This window comes from Vibrio scophthalmi LMG 19158 (genome assembly GCF_000222585.1).
Classification (GTDB): domain Bacteria; phylum Pseudomonadota; class Gammaproteobacteria; order Enterobacterales; family Vibrionaceae; genus Vibrio; species Vibrio scophthalmi.
On record NZ_AFWE01000223.1, the window covers coordinates 34,348 to 50,299 of the forward strand.

Annotated in this window: 16 protein-coding genes; 6 read left to right on the forward strand and 10 right to left on the reverse strand. The window is 45.6% G+C overall.

The window, feature by feature from the left end; all coding sequences use genetic code 11:
• Window positions 1–62: 62 nt before the first annotated feature.
• A complete protein-coding gene (locus RH88_RS20910; RefSeq protein ID WP_005599811.1) occupies window positions 63–779 on the forward strand; it encodes a UTRA domain-containing protein in 717 nt (238 codons plus the stop codon).
• Between the two features lie 144 nt (window positions 780–923).
• The gene (locus tag RH88_RS20915; RefSeq protein WP_005599812.1) at window positions 924–1,343 is read left to right on the forward strand and encodes a DUF3010 family protein; all 420 of its coding nucleotides are present in this window, start codon (window positions 924–926) and stop codon (window positions 1,341–1,343) included.
• 123 nt (window positions 1,344–1,466) lie between these two features.
• Here the strand turns inward: RH88_RS20915 and RH88_RS20920 are convergent, their stop codons facing one another.
• From RH88_RS20920 to RH88_RS20930, 3 genes are all read right to left on the reverse strand, one after another.
• Entirely contained in the window at window positions 1,467–1,745 is a 279-nt protein-coding gene (locus RH88_RS20920) for a hypothetical protein (protein WP_005599814.1), read from the reverse strand.
• 1 nt (window position 1,746) lies between these two features.
• A complete protein-coding gene (locus RH88_RS20925; protein ID WP_005599817.1) occupies window positions 1,747–3,171 on the reverse strand; it encodes a reductive dehalogenase in 1,425 nt (474 codons plus the stop codon).
• Window positions 3,172–3,241: 70 nt separating this feature from the next.
• Window positions 3,242–4,159 (reverse strand): LysR family transcriptional regulator, encoded by a 918-nt coding sequence (locus RH88_RS20930; RefSeq protein WP_005599819.1) that lies wholly within the window; start codon window positions 4,157–4,159, stop codon window positions 3,242–3,244.
• Window positions 4,160–4,393: 234 nt separating this feature from the next.
• On the opposite strand from RH88_RS20930, the gene RH88_RS20935 reads away from it, so the two are divergent.
• The 3 genes from RH88_RS20935 (at window position 4,394) to RH88_RS20945 (ending at window position 6,878) form a co-directional block, all read left to right on the forward strand.
• On the forward strand, window positions 4,394–5,656 hold the full coding sequence (locus RH88_RS20935) for an FMN-binding protein (RefSeq protein ID WP_138944312.1): 1,263 nt from the start codon (window positions 4,394–4,396) through the stop codon (window positions 5,654–5,656).
• On the forward strand, window positions 5,656–5,835 hold the full coding sequence (locus tag RH88_RS20940; protein WP_005599823.1) for a hypothetical protein: 180 nt from the start codon (window positions 5,656–5,658) through the stop codon (window positions 5,833–5,835). Before RH88_RS20935 ends, RH88_RS20940 begins: the two co-directional genes overlap by 1 nt.
• 284 nt (window positions 5,836–6,119) lie before the next feature.
• Complete coding sequence (locus tag RH88_RS20945) at window positions 6,120–6,878, forward strand: phospholipase A (RefSeq protein ID WP_005599825.1); 759 nt, start codon at window positions 6,120–6,122, stop codon at window positions 6,876–6,878.
• Between the two features lie 103 nt (window positions 6,879–6,981).
• On the opposite strand, the gene RH88_RS20950 is transcribed toward RH88_RS20945, so the two are convergent.
• Both RH88_RS20950 and RH88_RS20955 read right to left on the reverse strand, forming a co-directional pair.
• Window positions 6,982–8,472: an MDR family MFS transporter gene (locus RH88_RS20950; RefSeq protein WP_231893217.1), complete on the reverse strand. Its 1,491-nt coding sequence runs from the start codon at window positions 8,470–8,472 to the stop codon at window positions 6,982–6,984.
• A gap of 52 nt (window positions 8,473–8,524) precedes the next feature.
• Window positions 8,525–9,562 (reverse strand): HlyD family secretion protein, encoded by a 1,038-nt coding sequence (locus RH88_RS20955; protein ID WP_005599829.1) that lies wholly within the window; start codon window positions 9,560–9,562, stop codon window positions 8,525–8,527.
• Between the two features lie 1,035 nt (window positions 9,563–10,597).
• Here RH88_RS20955 and RH88_RS20960 point away from each other — a divergent pair.
• Entirely contained in the window at window positions 10,598–11,506 is a 909-nt protein-coding gene (locus tag RH88_RS20960; protein WP_040758054.1) for a DMT family transporter, read from the forward strand.
• Between the two features lie 103 nt (window positions 11,507–11,609).
• Here the strand turns inward: RH88_RS20960 and RH88_RS20965 are convergent, their stop codons facing one another.
• From RH88_RS20965 to RH88_RS20985, 5 genes are all read right to left on the reverse strand, one after another.
• Complete coding sequence (locus tag RH88_RS20965; RefSeq protein ID WP_005599835.1) at window positions 11,610–12,479, reverse strand: helix-turn-helix transcriptional regulator; 870 nt, start codon at window positions 12,477–12,479, stop codon at window positions 11,610–11,612.
• 90 nt (window positions 12,480–12,569) lie between these two features.
• The gene (locus RH88_RS20970; RefSeq protein ID WP_005599837.1) at window positions 12,570–12,788 is read right to left on the reverse strand and encodes a hypothetical protein; all 219 of its coding nucleotides are present in this window, start codon (window positions 12,786–12,788) and stop codon (window positions 12,570–12,572) included.
• A gap of 2 nt (window positions 12,789–12,790) precedes the next feature.
• The gene (locus RH88_RS20975; RefSeq protein WP_241212212.1) at window positions 12,791–14,038 is read right to left on the reverse strand and encodes an FMN-binding protein; all 1,248 of its coding nucleotides are present in this window, start codon (window positions 14,036–14,038) and stop codon (window positions 12,791–12,793) included.
• A gap of 75 nt (window positions 14,039–14,113) precedes the next feature.
• Complete coding sequence (locus RH88_RS20980; protein ID WP_005599841.1) at window positions 14,114–14,425, reverse strand: hypothetical protein; 312 nt, start codon at window positions 14,423–14,425, stop codon at window positions 14,114–14,116.
• A complete protein-coding gene (locus tag RH88_RS20985) occupies window positions 14,425–15,939 on the reverse strand; it encodes a 4Fe-4S dicluster domain-containing protein (protein WP_040758056.1) in 1,515 nt (504 codons plus the stop codon). Before RH88_RS20985 ends, RH88_RS20980 begins: the two co-directional genes overlap by 1 nt.
• Window positions 15,940–15,952 lie beyond the last annotated feature (13 nt).

Here is a 15,952-nt window from a genome sequence, read left to right on the forward strand (position 1 = left end):
TTTTTGTGATAAACCCACTTTATGTTGTGTAGCCATCATTGATGGAGAAGATCAGCAAGGTAATGCATTCACAAACACAACTAGGCAAAATTAAAACCAGCTTGAGTGACCAAATACATTCAGGATTGATGGTGAAAGGGCAAAAGTTGCCATCTGAAAGGGCATTGAGCGGTTTGTATTCAACCACTCGCATTACAATCAAAGATGCGCTGGTGGCTTTGGAAACGGAAGGGCTGATTTATCGCGAAGAGCGACGAGGTTGGTACGTCTCTCCGCCGAGAATTTGTTATAACCCACTTTCGCGCACGCACTTTCATCAGATGATCCGTGATCAACAACGAATCGCGGCAACCAAGGTGATCAATGCCCGCAAAGAAAGCGCGCAAGGGGAGTATGCTCAGGCACTCAAGCTACCAGATATGACGTCAGTGTATGTGATTGAGCGGTTGCGATATATTGATGGAAGGGCGGTATTGTTTGTTGAAAATGTACTGAAAAGTACATTGTTTGCAGACATATTAGATGAAAATCTAGCAACGTCGCTGACGCAGCTTTATCGCAATAAATATGGTTATGAAACCAAACGATCCCATTTTGATGTCATATCAACCTCGGCGCCACGCCATGTTGCCAAAGCGCTCAATCTTGCTGAAGGGCAATCGGTGCTGAAGATATGTCGTATTAACTACAAACAAGATGGTCAGTTAATGGATGGTGAATTTGAATATTGGCGACCTGATGCGGTATTAATTCAAATTGATAGTGAAGCGATGAGTTAATGCTAAACCAGTGATAACAAGTCATTGATATCGGCTAACGTAGGCTCTATAGCCATGAGTTTTTTATTTTTAACGCCTTTAACCTAAAGACATCGTCAGCAAACTTGCTTACACTTAGGGGCTAACTAAAAGATAGGTGAAAACATGAAAATTTGTGCTGTTGAGCTACGTAGCAACGAAGCGATTATCTGCTTGTTGAGTAAAAGTAATAGCATGATGGATATCCCTGATTGTCGAACTCAAAAGTTCATCATCAAGGATTCTTTGGATAACAAAGAGATGCGTGACTTCCAATTCGCATTCAAAAAACTGCTTGATGATTACCAAGTAGACCGTGTGGTTATCCGTACTCGCGAAACTCGCGGTAAATTTGCCGGTAGCGCAATCGGCTTTAAGCTAGAGTCTGCGATCCAGCTTATCGACGGCCTTGACGTTCAGTTCATGAGCTCAGTTGATATCAAGCAAGCGCTTAAGCGCACTGCGCCAATGGTAGATTTCCGTGATACGGGCCTACGTCAGTTTCAAGAAGCGGCGTTTATTACTGCTTACGCACACTTGAGCTAATCGTTCCGATTTAGTACAACCTTTGCGTTAAAAAAGAAAACGAAGCCATTCGATCAAATCGAGGCTTCGTTTTTTATTATGCTTTCAACCGTGAGAGTTATTTATTTTTATCGAGGTTAAAAGCTAGCCAAGCTTATTAGGCGCGATTAAGCGCTTCCAGGTAAGGTTGAGCAAGATAATGGCTGGTAAGCCAAAGCAAACCAACCCCATTGCCCCAGATTGTGCTTCATCTTCGGCAAATGAAGCCCAAGACCAACCGATACAAATCCATAAAATACCAAAGGCAGCGGCAAGGGCGAGATTACTCACCCATGTTAAACGATAGCGTTTGTTTATATGAAGATAGCCCCACAACGCCCCAGTGGTGAGCATTCCCATCAAGTACCACATTAAGCCGATCATGTTACTTCTCCTTATCCGACAGCCAGAATTTATCGACCGCTTTGTCCACTTCCATATTGCCGTAGCCAAACAGAATATCCGCCTCGGTCATCAGCTTATGCACAAAGCCAGTGGTCACCGTGTTAGAAGCATCAATTAGGCGATGGTGCCAGAAATCAGGTTTGTTCCATGGGCAGGCCTTGATACAGATTACGCAGCCAATGCCATTGTCACCCCAGTATTTAAAACACTTCTTCGCGTCGTTATAGAATTTTTTGACCCCTTTTTGTCCGTGCCATGAAATCTCAATGCGCTCACTGCCTGGATAAGTCGGAGCCATTGAAGGCTTATCATCCATGCTTATCGCGCCTGACGGACACTGCTCTGCACAACGCTTACAGTTTTCACAAAACTCCATAATACCGAATGAGCGTGGCTTGTCGTATTCAACAAAGTCGAAGTCGGTGTAGATCTTGGCTGTACGGACACGGCTACCAAAGTTCGGAACGATTAAAGTGCCGTTGCGTGCGCCTTCACCAAGCCCTGCCGCCACACTATAAGCCACGTTGTTGCCTAAATCGTTACCAGAAGCGACGGCTTGATAGCCAAGGCGACGAATAAAGTCCGCCAACTGGCCAGCAACCAATGACATTTCGGTGTATTCATTGTTAACCGATGCAGCTGAAACCGCAGAAGGTGCAGTACGGATCGCTTCATAATCCATCTCAAACGCCAGCACAATCACGGTTTTCGGTTTGAAAGGGAAGTCGTCTTCCCAGGTGTAGGTAGTGCTTGTGATTGGGTCATAAATAGGTGAGTAATTCCAGCGTTCATCGTTGTGGGTAATCCCTACGCGATCTGCGCCAAACATGCACGCGGCACGTTTGATATGTTGGCTGGCATCAGCTGGAGATTCAAACTGCCATTGCTCGGTAGCGAGATTTAGCTGTTCCCAAGTATGTTCACCTGTCTTTGGTGCACCAAATTTACTTAATGGAGCCAGATAGCGATCTAATGGGCCAACGGCTGCGTGGCATAGTGCCCAGTCAATTTGGCGGTAGCCTGGAGTGTTGTTATCCCATGCGGCCGGGTTTGGTTGAGCGTGCGCTTTGAGCGACTGCATGATGTTGGTAAAAGTGAAGTCAGGGATACCGAGTTCTTCAGCAAAGGCAAGGTTGCGCTCTGGAAACTGCTGTTGCAACTCTTGTGAGATTGCATAGCTGAATACTGAGTTTCGCTGATCGAAAGGAGTCAGAACAGTGTCATCAATTTCAACCGGGAAACTGTCGTGTGGTACGCCTTTAACACGATAATTGATAAATGCGGCAGCACCACCTGTGGCCGCAAGAGCGGTCGCCGCTGCACCCATTTTGAATAGGTTGCGGCGATTGGGGTTTTCCAACGTAGAAGTCTCTTTCTCAGCCGCTGGATTAGGTTGTTTTTCCATGATCGTTCCAAGTCGATAATACTGGAAACGATAATAGACATCCTTGCTAAGGGTATGCAGATCGGTGCTGCTATAACCCTATCCAGAAATCAAATAGATCATGTTTTTGTTCAACATATTGCGTCAGCATATCGAGAAATACACGGACCCTTTTCGGCATGTGATGACGTGAGTGATACATCACGTAATAAGGTTGTTCAAAAGAATATTTGCCATCAAATAGACAGATTAATTTACCTTCCCGTACTAACGTGTTGGTCAAACTCTGTGGTGTATAGCAGATGCCATGGCCTTTGGCTGCCAGTTGCATCGTGGAACGAATGGATTCAGAGATAAAGGTGCCATCCACTTGGACACAATGCACATCATTACCTTCGTTATAGTGCCAGCAAGAAGGATCAACTAGGCGCGAATCAAAGCGCAAGCAGTTATGGTGAACAAGATCGAGTGGGTGATTGGGGATTCCATGAGCGGCTAAATAGTCTGGAGAGGCATAAAAACGACGGCTGAAAGTATACAAACGACGCGCGACCATTCCACTGTTTTTCGGTGGTTGAATATAGAAAAACAGATCGGCGTCATTGGTTTGTTCAATTTGGGTTGGTGAGAGCGTTTTGATATGAATGCGAATTTTTGGGAAGGTGCGCATAAAGTCATCAAAGAACTCTTTCGACAATACTTCACAAAAAAAGCCCGGCATACATAAGTGAATTTCGCCGCTTGGCTCAGATTGAAAATCAGTCAGATTGTCTTGAGCGTGGCGGAACTCCTCCACAATCGCTTTACTGTGCTTATAGAACTGGTGGCCTTGTTGTGTGAGAAAAATCTGGCGGCTGGTACGCTCGAATAGTCGTGACTGTAGCGTATCCTCTATCTGTTTTATTTTTCGGCTAACGGTTGATTGGGGCAGGTCTAAATTGTTTGCGGCTTCGGTGAAGCTGAGCTGATCAGCCACTTCAACAAATAATGCCAGATCATCGATTTTCATAATCTCTCCTAGTGCTCGGAGATTATCGTTAGCCCAACGGTAAAATCTATCTCGTGATCATCAAAGATTGAACTAGAGCATGCTATTTCTTTGACTTGTTATCGGCTTGTTGAGAGAGAGGTTTAGTTATTGATCACTATAGCAATATTGCTATACGGGTAACCATTCTTAGGCATAAGAGCGGCGAAAGAAAGGTGGCACAATGGAATTACGTCTCTCTTTTTAGTTGTCGAAATGAAAACAAGGAAGCCATCTTCGGTCAAATATCTTACATTATGGCAGCGCTGTGTAACGCCGCTGATCAAGCCTTTTGCTATCCTTTTATTGCTGGTTGCATGGTGGGTTGGGTATAGCCAGCAAGTGGGAATAAACCATGTGCTTGCGCGCTATTTAAACGTAGTCACAGTGACCAAGATCGATGGTCAGGAACACCAATTTACCTATTCAGGAGTAACGGGAAGCGTCACGACTTATGCTGCGTCGGCGAATGGTTATGGCGGTCCTTTGGTGATGGCTTTTGAGATTGATAACAATCAGCGCATTCGTAATGCCATCTTGGTAGATCACATTGATACCGCAGGTTATGTGGTCAATGTACTGAATCAGCGCTTTCTCGATCGCATCAATGGCAAAACTATTAGTGACACGCTGCGCAATGGTTTCGATATTGATGGTGTGAGTGGGGCTACTTTGACTGTTGAGGGCATGACCGAAGCGGTTCGTAAAGCAGCACACGAAGCGGCACTTCAGCGTGGGTTGTCACCGAAAGTTGAAGCTACGCCGTGGCGTTTTCAGTGGACGGATGCGCTGCTCACTTTATTGGTATTGATGGTGTTGTTTGAACGCCAAATGCCTGCCACATTACGTAAGTATCATATTATGTTTGTTGGAGCTTTATCGGTGGTGGTGATTGGTTTTTGGGCCAACATGGCACTGTCGATCGCTTCACTATCGAGTTTAATCTTGGGCTATTGGCCCGATCCACGACAAAACCCTTCGCTGTATATTTTATTGCTGAGTGTGTTGGTTGGCATTGTATGGTTAGGGAAAAACCTTTACTGCAGTCAGTTATGCCCATTCCATCATATTCAGCGCTGGTTACATAAGTTAGGCAAAAACAATATTGCGCTATCATGTTGGATTAATAATCACGCGATTACGGTGGTAAACGTGTTGTTGTGGTCAGCATTGATGCTTATTTTTATTACGCGCAATCCAGCAGTAGCATCGTATGAGCCGTTCTCCATGCTATTTTCACTCGATGGTGTTGGTGTGCAGTGGTACCTCTTACCGTTGGCTCTGTTTGGTAGTTTTTTCATTAAAGATTATTGGTGCCGCTTATTTTGTCCCTTGGGGCGAGGTCTAAACCTGCTGGTTGAGAAGCGTCAGCAAACACGTCAATGGTTGCGCAGTCGCGCTAAGCGAAAAGTGATTCAAGTTCAGTCGGCGAAGTCACAAGCTACACTTCAGCAGTCTAATATCGAGAGGGATAAGTGATGTCACAGCAGTCCATTCGAGACAAAGTCGAGCAGAAGAAACAACATTCACGTCGCTTCGATCGCACGCCGAAAACTCCGACTACGAAAGCCATGAGCATTATCGCTAATGCGGGGTATGGGTTAACGTTGCTAGTGATCGTATTGTTCATGTTGAGTGATGTTGTCTTTACGCTCTAGCGATCCACAATGCCACTGTGAAAAATGAGGCTCGCGTGCCTCATTTTTGATCGGGTCAGCCTTAAAATAAGGTAATCAGGCAAGTCAGAGGCTGCCACAGTGGCAAGCTAGATGACTGACAATCAACAAATAATGGCCGATTCGTCGGACTTTTCTATACTCCTACTAGCTATACTCCAACTAATAGCAACTTACCTTTGTTGGAGGTCGCGATTTACCTGCCGTGAGTCGTGTTAATGAAAAGGATTATTATGTTGAGGTCACAATTGGGTGAGGGACTAGGGATGAAAACGACATTGGTGCTGTTGTTAGTGTCGTTACCTCTTTCAGTCACGCAGGCTGAAGAGCGTCGCTTTTCAGCGCATAGAGATAATTACATTTTGCCATTTTATCACGAGAGCAAGGTCAACCAGCGTCGCTATGAACCGCTCAATCCTAATGGGCATGCTGCGAAAGATACCTTCGTTCAATTTCAACTGAGTGTGAAATACAAACTACTGACGTGGGATGATCACGGTGTTTTTATCGGCTATACGCAGCGCTCAAACTGGGAAGCGTATGACGATTCGGCCTATTTTCGTGATGATCAGTACAACCCAGAGCTGTTTTACCGACTAAATCATGATGCTTGGCAACTGTCGTTTGGCTTTGAACATCAGTCAAATGGCGCGGGTGGTGATTATGAAGTGAGTTGGAATCGCGCTTATGTCGATGCGAAATGGCGGTTTGAACAGGGATTCTTGCGTATAAAGCCCTGGGTTGATATTGGTAATAACGACTATAACCCAGACATCGTTGATTTTTTGGGCTATGGCGAAATGGAGTTAGGTTGGCAACCGTTAGATTCCCATGAAGTTAAACTGACCGTTGCCAATCTATTGACCAAAGATTGGCAGAAAGGGGCTTACCGCGTGTCGTGGAGTTTTCCGCTCTATCAGGGCTTAAATGGTTATTTAAAGGCTGAAACGGGCTATGGTCTTACCATCTCCAATTACAATTTTGATGAGAGTGCATTAGGGGCGGGATTTGCTTTTAATTTCTAACAATACTCTCCTTTTCTGATATGAAATTATCTGAGATAAAAATAGGAGCCCAAATGGACTCCTATTTTTATTTTCAACGTACAGTCTTAAATCCGTGATCCATCTAGCTATCCATCTTGGGTTTGGGTTTAAACAGCGCCAGTAAGGGGATCAAACAGATATAGGAAAACAGTAAGAAGCCAAAGGTATAAACAAACGCCATTAAGGTCGATTGTTGGTGCAGTAAGTTTTGAATCTGCGCCAAAAACGATGGGTCGGTAATCGTTGTCCCTTGAGCGTGGGCGGCTTGCTGTAGAGCTGGATTCATTGGTGATAATGAACCACCGAGCTCATTCCATTCTTTTTGCTGAATGCGAGAGAAGTAAGTATTTACTATCGAGATGCCAAATGAACCGCCGATCGTACGGCATAGGTTAAAGATCACCGCACCGCCTATCGTATCTTTGGGAGCCAAAGTGGCGTAAGCCAGTTGGCTTAATGGCGCAAAGACTAACCCCATGCCAGCACCTTGGATGATACTTGGCAGCAAGATCCAGTAGATGTTGATCTCGAGCGAGTATAACGTCATCAAATAGGTGCCTATCGCATTGAGTGATAAGCCGATGACAATCAATAAACGCGCGTCAATTCTGTCCATGTAACGGGCCAGAGCCAGCAATACAATGGCGGAGGTTAAACCGCGGGGCGCCATCATGAAGCCCGTGGTTTCAACGGGATAGTTGAGCAGTTGCTCCAGCATCATCGGTTGCAGCTGAGTAATACCAAACATGCCCATCGAAAATCCAGCCATCACGATGCACGACATGGCCAAGTTACGGTCACGCAATAGCCATACCGGCGCGATATCCCCTTTGGTGATTAGCGAGCGGCTAACAAAGAATATGATAGCGAAGGCGCTAATAATGGCGGCAAGCAGAATCTCGTTAGATTGGAACCAAGACTCTTCATTACCTCGGTCTAGGACCATTTGCAGCAAACCGATACCAATGGTCATGGCAATGACGAGAGGCCAGTCAATTTTACTGTCGCCACGCCCATCCAGTTTTACGAAGAAATACAGCAGCGCGAGGCAAATGGCACCAATTGGCATATTGACGTAAAAAATCCAACGCCAATCCATATTTTCGGTAATGATGCCGCCCAGAGTTGGGCCAAGGATTGGGCCAAGTAAAACCCCAACACTGAACAGTGCCATCGCTTTACCACGTTGATTTTTTGGATAGATCTGCACCATGATCGATTGTGACAGCGGGATCACTGAGGCGCCAAAAGCGCCCTGCATAATACGGAAAGTAACCATTTCAGCGATACTATCGGCTTGGCCACATAACGCAGACGTAATGATAAAGCCACTGACTGAAATCAATAGTAAACGACGTATACCGAACTTCAACGCCAGAAAACTGGCCAGCGGAATAAAGATCGCTTCCGCCATCGAGTAAGAGGTCAGGACCCAAGTGACTTGATCTGAGGTTACGCCAAGTGCGCCCATCATATGCGGTAGGGCAACGTTGGCGATCGTCATGTCCAGCAGTACCATTATGGCAGACAGCATCACCGCCAAGGTTACTAGCTTACGAGTGCCTTCACTCATTACATTGGCTTCTTCATCCTCTGAAGAAGCCGTGTGGGCTAGTTCCGCCATACTATTGCTCTTGTTGGCTTGTTTGAGTGTGTACAGTATCGATGGTTACATCTGCACTCGCCCCTACGCGCAATGGAAAATCTGGATGCTCAGTTTCATTGGTTAGGTGAATCAAGATCGGGAAGCGCTGTGGAATTTTTACCCAGTTACCGGTGGCATTTTCTGGTGGTAGTAGTGAGAAGGCTGACCCGCTGGCTGGTGAAATAGCTTTTACAGTACCGTGGTATTTTGCGTCAGGGTAGAGATCGAGTTCAATCGTCGCTGGCATATCAGTCGTAATACGCTCTAGCTGAGTCTCTTTGAAATTAGCTTGAACCCAGAAAGTATTGTCTTCAATTAAAGGAACCAAAGCTTGGCCAGGCGAGACAACACTGCCTGCATGTGCGCTTAACTTGCCCAAATGACCACTTTTTGGAGCAAAGATATTGGTGTACGAAAGAGAAAGCGTTGCTTGGCTTAATGCGGCAGCGGCCTTTTTGACCTCAGGAGCGGCTGTGCCCTGTGCGCCTTGCGCCTTCACCAGTTGTGACATACTGGCACGAGCGGCAATCACATTCTCTTCTGCACTTGAAAGCTTGGCTTTAGCATCATCGAGTTGTTGCGCTGGAAGCAATTGTTTTTTGACTAGGTTATCGATGCGTCGGTAGGTTGACTGAGCATCGGCGAGTAGGGCAACAGTGCTTTTGACATTGGCACTCGCTGCAAGAATCGCATCATCAGTAGCGGCATTACTTTGAATCGCCATTTCGTAAGCGGCACGCGCTTCATCTAGCTTGGCTTGAAAGGGTGCAGGATCGATTTGGTAAAGCAAATCCCCTTGACTAACTTTTTGGTAATTTGAAACATTCACATTAAGCACTTTGCCGCTAACTTGAGGCGCAACGTAAATGATATTGGCGTGAACATAAGCATCATCGGTACTTGGATAGTTTTTCTGATGCTCGACATAAAAATAGGCCACGGCAGCAAGAAGCGCAGCACCAATGAGGGTGATAATAAGGTTGCGGATGAAATGGGACGGTGCAGTATTTTCACTCATTATTTTAAACCAACTAAGTTAGTTGCCCTGTTCAGGGCGTTTGAGAATCACGCAGAAGTGCGCAGTTACAATTACTTACACAAATACTAGACCTAGTTCTCAAACCTAACAACGACTTGAGGAAAAAAATTATCAATACACTGGTGTGTTTGCTTTACAGGTGTAAAGCAAACGAAGGGTATCACTTCGCTAATTATAGCGTGGGGTGATAGGACTGACGTGGCTTTAGTTTATAGAGTGTGTCCGGGGGCTATAGAGTTTGTCAGCCGAACTGATGGAAACCGCTCGATAATGTAAATGGTGAGAATTTGATCATGACATAATCATGATTTTTAAGGGTAAAAGAGTGTAAAGCGCCAATTTTGTTATTGCTAATTGTATTATTTATCGCTATTTTCGCGATAAATCTAAACTTCCTTCTGGCGAGACACAGTGGTGTTAAGTAAAAAACTAACCACAATCTGCTTACTGACAATGACTCTAATGGTAGCCATACTATTGAGCTTTTCTGTGCGCGCTGATGTTTCTCCTGTGCCGTTTTCCATTGCTAATCTTGATGTTCAAACGAGTGAATCTGGTTATCTTAGTGATGATCTGTTCGCGGTTTTCTTAGCGGATGAAACCGGATGTTGCGATCCCGGCGGGAGCTGTAGAGATAAGCAATGCTGCTCGCATGCCCCTACCTGCGGTAGTTGTCTGGTTGGGAATTTATTCTCTTCTTATGCCGCTCTTTATCGCTCACTTGTTGACGTTCCTCGGATAAATTTCTATTTAAGTGCTGATCTGCACTCTCTTTATCGTCCTCCGATAGCGTAATTCCAATCTCGTAGCATTTCGCTACTGCTTCTTTTTTGCACGAATTAACCGTGTGTATTTGCCATGCATGTAAATAAGCCGACTTATTTGCATCGCTTAGTGATTGGAATAATACAATGAATTTTACATTGATCGCTCAAGTGTTGTGCGCACAAGCACAGCCTTCATACGTTGCTTGCTTTGACGCTACTGCTGTTTTATTGGTTACAGGGGAACGTGATGATGCTTAAACGTTTACCTATGCTGTTGTTCATTTCTGTATGTTTAATTTGGGGAACGACTTGGCTTGCGATGGAAGTCGCAGTGAAAACCATTCCGCCAATATTCGCGACTGGGCTTCGTTTTGTAATTGCCGCACCATTATTGATCCTGTTAGCCAAATGGTTTAACCAGCCATTATTGTTCCCTAAAGAAAAAAGGGCCTGGATGCCGGTTGTGGCGATTTTTTATTTCGCGGTGCCGTTTACCTTGATGATTTTTGGCGAGCAGTATATCTCTTCAGGATTAGCATCAATTATCTTCGCCAATATGCCGATTGCCGTGATGATCACATCTGGTCTATTTCTTGGTCTCAGGCTGCGTAAAGTACAAATCATGGGGTTGTTGATTGCAGTGAGTAGCCTCATCTTAATTTTGATCAATGAGATGAGTTTAGGTGGCAGTGATTATTTGCTGGGCTTTTTGGCCTTAGGTGGTGCTGTGGCCGCTCATGCGGTGATGTATGTGTTGGTTGAGAAATACTGCAAAGGGATTGCCGTGCTGACTTACAATGCTTTACCGAGTTTTGTCGCATCCATCTGTCTCTTTGCGACGTCATTGGTTGTAGAACAACCGGATATTACGGCGTTTTCTTCAGACTCTTTGGCAGCTGTGCTCTATCTTGGCTTGTTTGCAAGTGTCGGCGGGATTGTCGCTTATTTCAAATTGGGGCAAGTTTCGACCCCTTTTACCGCGTCAATTTGTTTCCTCTTTTTCCCTTTGATTGCATTGAGTTTATCGACTTGGTTTGCGGGTAACGCCATTTCAATGTTCTCTATGGCGCTGATGTTGCCTCTACTCGGTGGTATTTTTGTCACCAAAGTTGAGCCATCATCGTGGAAAAGTGGAATGTGGTGCGGCATACATTGATTCGCACCACGCATTGATAGAGGGATAATTGAAATCGCAAGACGCTTAACACGTCTTGCGATTTTATTGTCATTGCCACGATCATTACGATAAGTGGGGGAAACTAGTTTTGTCTCAAGCCCATGCGGCACAGCTGACGAAAGTCTTTTGGACTCACATCGGTATGACGTTTGAAAAATTTGGTCATATTGGTGGCTTCGTTAAATCCCAGTTGCTCGGCGATATCTGCGATGGAATATTGACTAAAGGCCAGTTGACGTTTGGCTTCAATTAACACACGTTCGTCCAGCAGTTCCTTCGCACTTATTCCGGCATTATCCTTAGCCAATTTATCAAGTTGTTTGACGCTTTTCCCCATCGCAAGGGCAATCTCAGCCACGGAAGGGCGTTGACGAAAGTGCTCATCGATATAGTGTTTTAATCGGTAGAAATCACTCGCACCCAGCTGCACCTGTTTGGCATTAGCCTTATAGATAGGCACGATGGTTTTTAGCAATACGCTACGTAGTAAGCTGCGGATGATTTCTGCGCGAAATTCAGAATCAGAATAAAACTCCTGCACCATGACTCGAAACAAAGCGTCAATATCATCGGTGATATTGTGGATGCAATTGACCTGTACTAAAGCTGCAATGATCGAATCAAAATAAGGGTCATGGCCGCTTTCAGCTAAAAAGGTACAATTAAACGGCATCACAAAGCCATCGACTGTACGATTTTTGGCAAAGGCATGGATCTGGTTTTTGCCTAATGTCAGTAATGTGCCTGCTCGTACTTGATGAAATTGATGGTCGATATAGTGCTGACCTTCGCCTTCGGTAATGTAGATTAGAGCACTAAAATTGAGTCGATGATGACGTGATACCTCTTCAATGCCGCGTTCAGCATAAAGCTGTGAGATACGAAAAAGATAAGGGTTGGTTAAATCAGACTCGGAGCGCATGCGCTCAAGTGGAATACATTTACTGTTCATAGTTAGCGAAAAAGGAGCTTACACAAGGTGAAGCTCCAATCTTATTATTACGTTTATTTTGTTTATCGCATGGCTAGCCAATCAATATGGCTAATAGCTTTCTTGCGCCATATCTTCGGCCATCTGCTGATAATCGATTTTGGCCTTACTCTCTACTACTACAGGTGCTTTTTCTGCCTGCTTGGTCACAGTATGCAGTAATTGCTGAGTCGTTTGCTCATTACTCAAACTGATGAAGCTAGTCGAAAGTTGCAAAATAATCACCACTGAAGCCAAACAGTAAAATGCCATAGAGATATGTTGTCTCATTGTTATTCCTTCTCTTGTTTAGCGGTTTCGTTTTTAGCCCCAACTCTTTGCTTTCTTGGCGCGGTTTGACGAGCTTTCTTACCTTTTTGGTTACGTACTTGCTTGAACCAGTTTTTGTTAAAGACCAAGAAATCAGTCATGGCGTTGATCGGGCAAAGACTTTGGCACCAAGGGCGACGAACGACCAAAGACGTTAAAATGATCATCACCGTCAATACAAATAGATACATGCCACCAATCATGCCAAAGGCAATACCAAATGGTTCGTAAACGAAAGCCGCTGGACTGCGGAAATATGCCCCGAGACATAACGTGATCAGCAGCAATGCACGTGGAAACCAAATAAAGAACTGGTGACGTACTGGTGATGACTTCGCATTCCCCACTTTGGCTAGGCATTGTTGTACGGCGCCAAATGGACATAGGCTTTGGCAGTAGACATTACGGTTGTAGTAGAAGATGTAGATAATGCTAAGTGCCAACAAAATAAACGGCGTGTAGTTGGCGACCCCAGAGATCCACGAACCATAAATCAAGCCACCCATGGTTGAAGCCGAGTAAAGTGATGCGGAGTGAAAGCCAAACAGTAGAGTGGATGCAGCTAATAAGGCAACATTCATTTTTACCTTATGCTCTGAGCGTGTACGGTTTACCCACACGGCAATCGCAAAGAAGATCAGAGCCGCGGCATCTAACCACTTAAAATAGCTCCATGGCGAAGCTTGTTCAGATAAGCGGTAACCAAACATGGCTTGGCGGACGGGATCGGCTGCTTGATCGAGTGCTTGTGTATAAGCATCAGACGTCAAGGTTGCACCGGTAATCGCATCAACATTAAGCGAGGTTTTGATGTTTTTTCCCAATAGCGCTTCGGGTAGTTTTTCTTCCACCACTTTATCAAAGTAGGACGAGGTTTCCTTTGATGAGATCAGGGAGATGGTTTCAACGGCACCTGAAGCGGTAAATACGGTACCAATCGTCAGTTCGCCACCATAACCGATGCCAGAGCCAAAGCTGATCCATTTGGCATTATCTTCACCTTCTTCGCCAACTAGCTTGTATAGATTCGGCGAGATTTCAATCCGTTGATCTTGCGATGAAGTAATGTGTTCAAAAAATTGCGTTTGAGAGTTATTCGGACGTAAACCGCCTAAATACCAAGCAACAATCAGCAGTAAGATCGATAAGACGCTGAGGATCTTCTCGATGTTTTTATTTCGATTTGGAGTTTTTGGTTTTTTTATTGCCATACAGAAATAGACAAGCCACAAAATTTGACTCTGTGGCTTGCTCCTTAACATTGTACTAAATCATGATGGGTGAGATCAGTGTGCGGTTTTCGGTTTTAGAGCAATCAACACACGCAATAGAATTGCGCCGCCAATGATAAGCCCAGTACCTGCAAAGCCAAGGAAGTACCAGCCTGCGAAACCTTCGTTTTCACCCAGTAGAGTGAATGCTCCCGCGACAGTCAGGACGATAGAAGCCCACCAACCGCCAACGAGTGCCCATTTCCACCAGTTCATACCGAGCTTAAATTGCTTCGCCCATTGATTTGCACCAGCAAACACTAAGACTTGTAGTGCACCAAACGCCATCCAAAATAGTGGATCAAGTACCGTTGATTGTGGAAACATTAGAAGCCCTCCCAGCTGCCGTCGTATTCCCAAGTTTTCTCAACCTTGAGGTAGTTCTCGCTGCGCATCCATTCTGGTGGTTGGTGGTAACCAGCAAAGCGGCCGCCATTCCAATCACCGTGGTACGCTTCGGCCTCTGGGTAGTAGAAGAAGTTGTGTTGCATCGCCAATAGTGTTTTACGTGTAATACCGGTTGGATCGCGCGGGTCAGTTTCCTTCACCAAGGCGTGAATCCAGTTGTTCTTACGAGTGTAAGGACACACAGCAATACATACGCGACAACCCATTGCGGTTTCGGTTGGGCCTTGACGCCACATTGTCCAGCAACTGTCTTGGTTGAAGTCAAACTTGCGGTAGCCACGGACAATGGCATCCGGTTTATCGGCCTTACTGATTGAACCGCTTGGGCAAGAGTCAGCACAGATCTTACACTCTTCACAGAAGTGCTTAACCTTCGTATCGATTGGCTTATCGGCCTCAAGATCCAGTTCAGTGATGACCGCCGCAAGACGGATGTTTGGCCCTAGCTCCGGCGTTAATAGAATACCGTTACGTGCCGCTTCACCCATACCTGCTTGGATAGCCAGTGGTGGCACAACGATTTCATAGTCAGAACCTGGCCACTGTGGACGCGCCGCGTAACCCAGTTCACCAAGGAATGCCGCCATCAACCCCGAGGCATTCTTCGCACGGAAGTAACCGTCGTAAGAGGTTGAGTAACCGATCGCTGCGTACATAGGATCCCAGTTCATTGGGGTACCAAAGATGATCACGTTCTTCCAGTGTTTTGGTACTGATTCGTCCCAATCAGGCATACCACGCATGGTATTTTTGAACATGAAGTTAGGATCCATTTTGGTGATGCCAACAATGCTCATACCAAATTTGAATGCCATCTTTTTAATCAGTTCAGACGCGTGTTTTGGTGATTTAAACTCTTGCTTAGTGCGCTTAACCCACTGGAAATCCACTTCGTCAGGGTGACCATCAGGCTTCGGAGGGAAGTTACTCATGTTGCCGCGCATGTAAGCCGCAGAGTAGGCCCAACCAAGTGCAAAGCGTGAGCGGTGTTGTTCAAAGTTCTGCGTGTGTTCAGCTTTCTCTTCAAACGATTGACGCATGTCGGCCCAACGCTCTGGGTAGCGTGAGTAGTATTCACGTACTCTTTCATTTGGGATTTCACGCCAATCAGCAGTAGGAACCCAGCCGTTTTTCATCTCTGCACCCAACACGCGAGTGCGGTGGAATAAGAAATCGCTCCATTCAGGGCGTGTCAACTCACCCGCAACTTCCATCGTAGGTGCAACATCGACACGGAACGGTTCACGATCAAAGTACATATCGTGGCCTGATTCGGTACGACCCCAGCCGACGTTTGCATCAGGATCACGACCCAATACAAAGCCAGCGCCGGCCGCTGCACCAATTGTCGCTGTTGCGGCAGCTGCGCCACCTAGCTTCAAAAAGTCGCGGCGAGAGGTGTCTGCAACACCTGATTCAACTTGCTCTTTCACATTAACTCCAGAC

Coding starts and splice junctions, on each gene's coding strand:
- RH88_RS20910 (WP_005599811.1), top strand. CDS start 63: ATGCATTCACAAACACAACTAGGCAAAATTAAAACCAGCTTGAGTGAC.
- RH88_RS20915 (WP_005599812.1), top strand. CDS start 924: ATGAAAATTTGTGCTGTTGAGCTACGTAGCAACGAAGCGATTATCTGC.
- RH88_RS20920 (WP_005599814.1), bottom strand. CDS start 1,745: ATGATCGGCTTAATGTGGTACTTGATGGGAATGCTCACCACTGGGGCG.
- RH88_RS20925 (WP_005599817.1), bottom strand. CDS start 3,171: ATGGAAAAACAACCTAATCCAGCGGCTGAGAAAGAGACTTCTACGTTG.
- RH88_RS20930 (WP_005599819.1), bottom strand. CDS start 4,159: ATGAAAATCGATGATCTGGCATTATTTGTTGAAGTGGCTGATCAGCTC.
- RH88_RS20935 (WP_138944312.1), top strand. CDS start 4,394: ATGAAAACAAGGAAGCCATCTTCGGTCAAATATCTTACATTATGGCAG.
- RH88_RS20940 (WP_005599823.1), top strand. CDS start 5,656: ATGTCACAGCAGTCCATTCGAGACAAAGTCGAGCAGAAGAAACAACAT.
- RH88_RS20945 (WP_005599825.1), top strand. CDS start 6,120: ATGAAAACGACATTGGTGCTGTTGTTAGTGTCGTTACCTCTTTCAGTC.
- RH88_RS20950 (WP_231893217.1), bottom strand. CDS start 8,472: ATGAGTGAAGGCACTCGTAAGCTAGTAACCTTGGCGGTGATGCTGTCT.
- RH88_RS20955 (WP_005599829.1), bottom strand. CDS start 9,562: ATGAGTGAAAATACTGCACCGTCCCATTTCATCCGCAACCTTATTATC.
- RH88_RS20960 (WP_040758054.1), top strand. CDS start 10,598: ATGATGCTTAAACGTTTACCTATGCTGTTGTTCATTTCTGTATGTTTA.
- RH88_RS20965 (WP_005599835.1), bottom strand. CDS start 12,479: ATGAACAGTAAATGTATTCCACTTGAGCGCATGCGCTCCGAGTCTGAT.
- RH88_RS20970 (WP_005599837.1), bottom strand. CDS start 12,788: ATGAGACAACATATCTCTATGGCATTTTACTGTTTGGCTTCAGTGGTG.
- RH88_RS20975 (WP_241212212.1), bottom strand. CDS start 14,038: ATGGCAATAAAAAAACCAAAAACTCCAAATCGAAATAAAAACATCGAG.
- RH88_RS20980 (WP_005599841.1), bottom strand. CDS start 14,425: ATGTTTCCACAATCAACGGTACTTGATCCACTATTTTGGATGGCGTTT.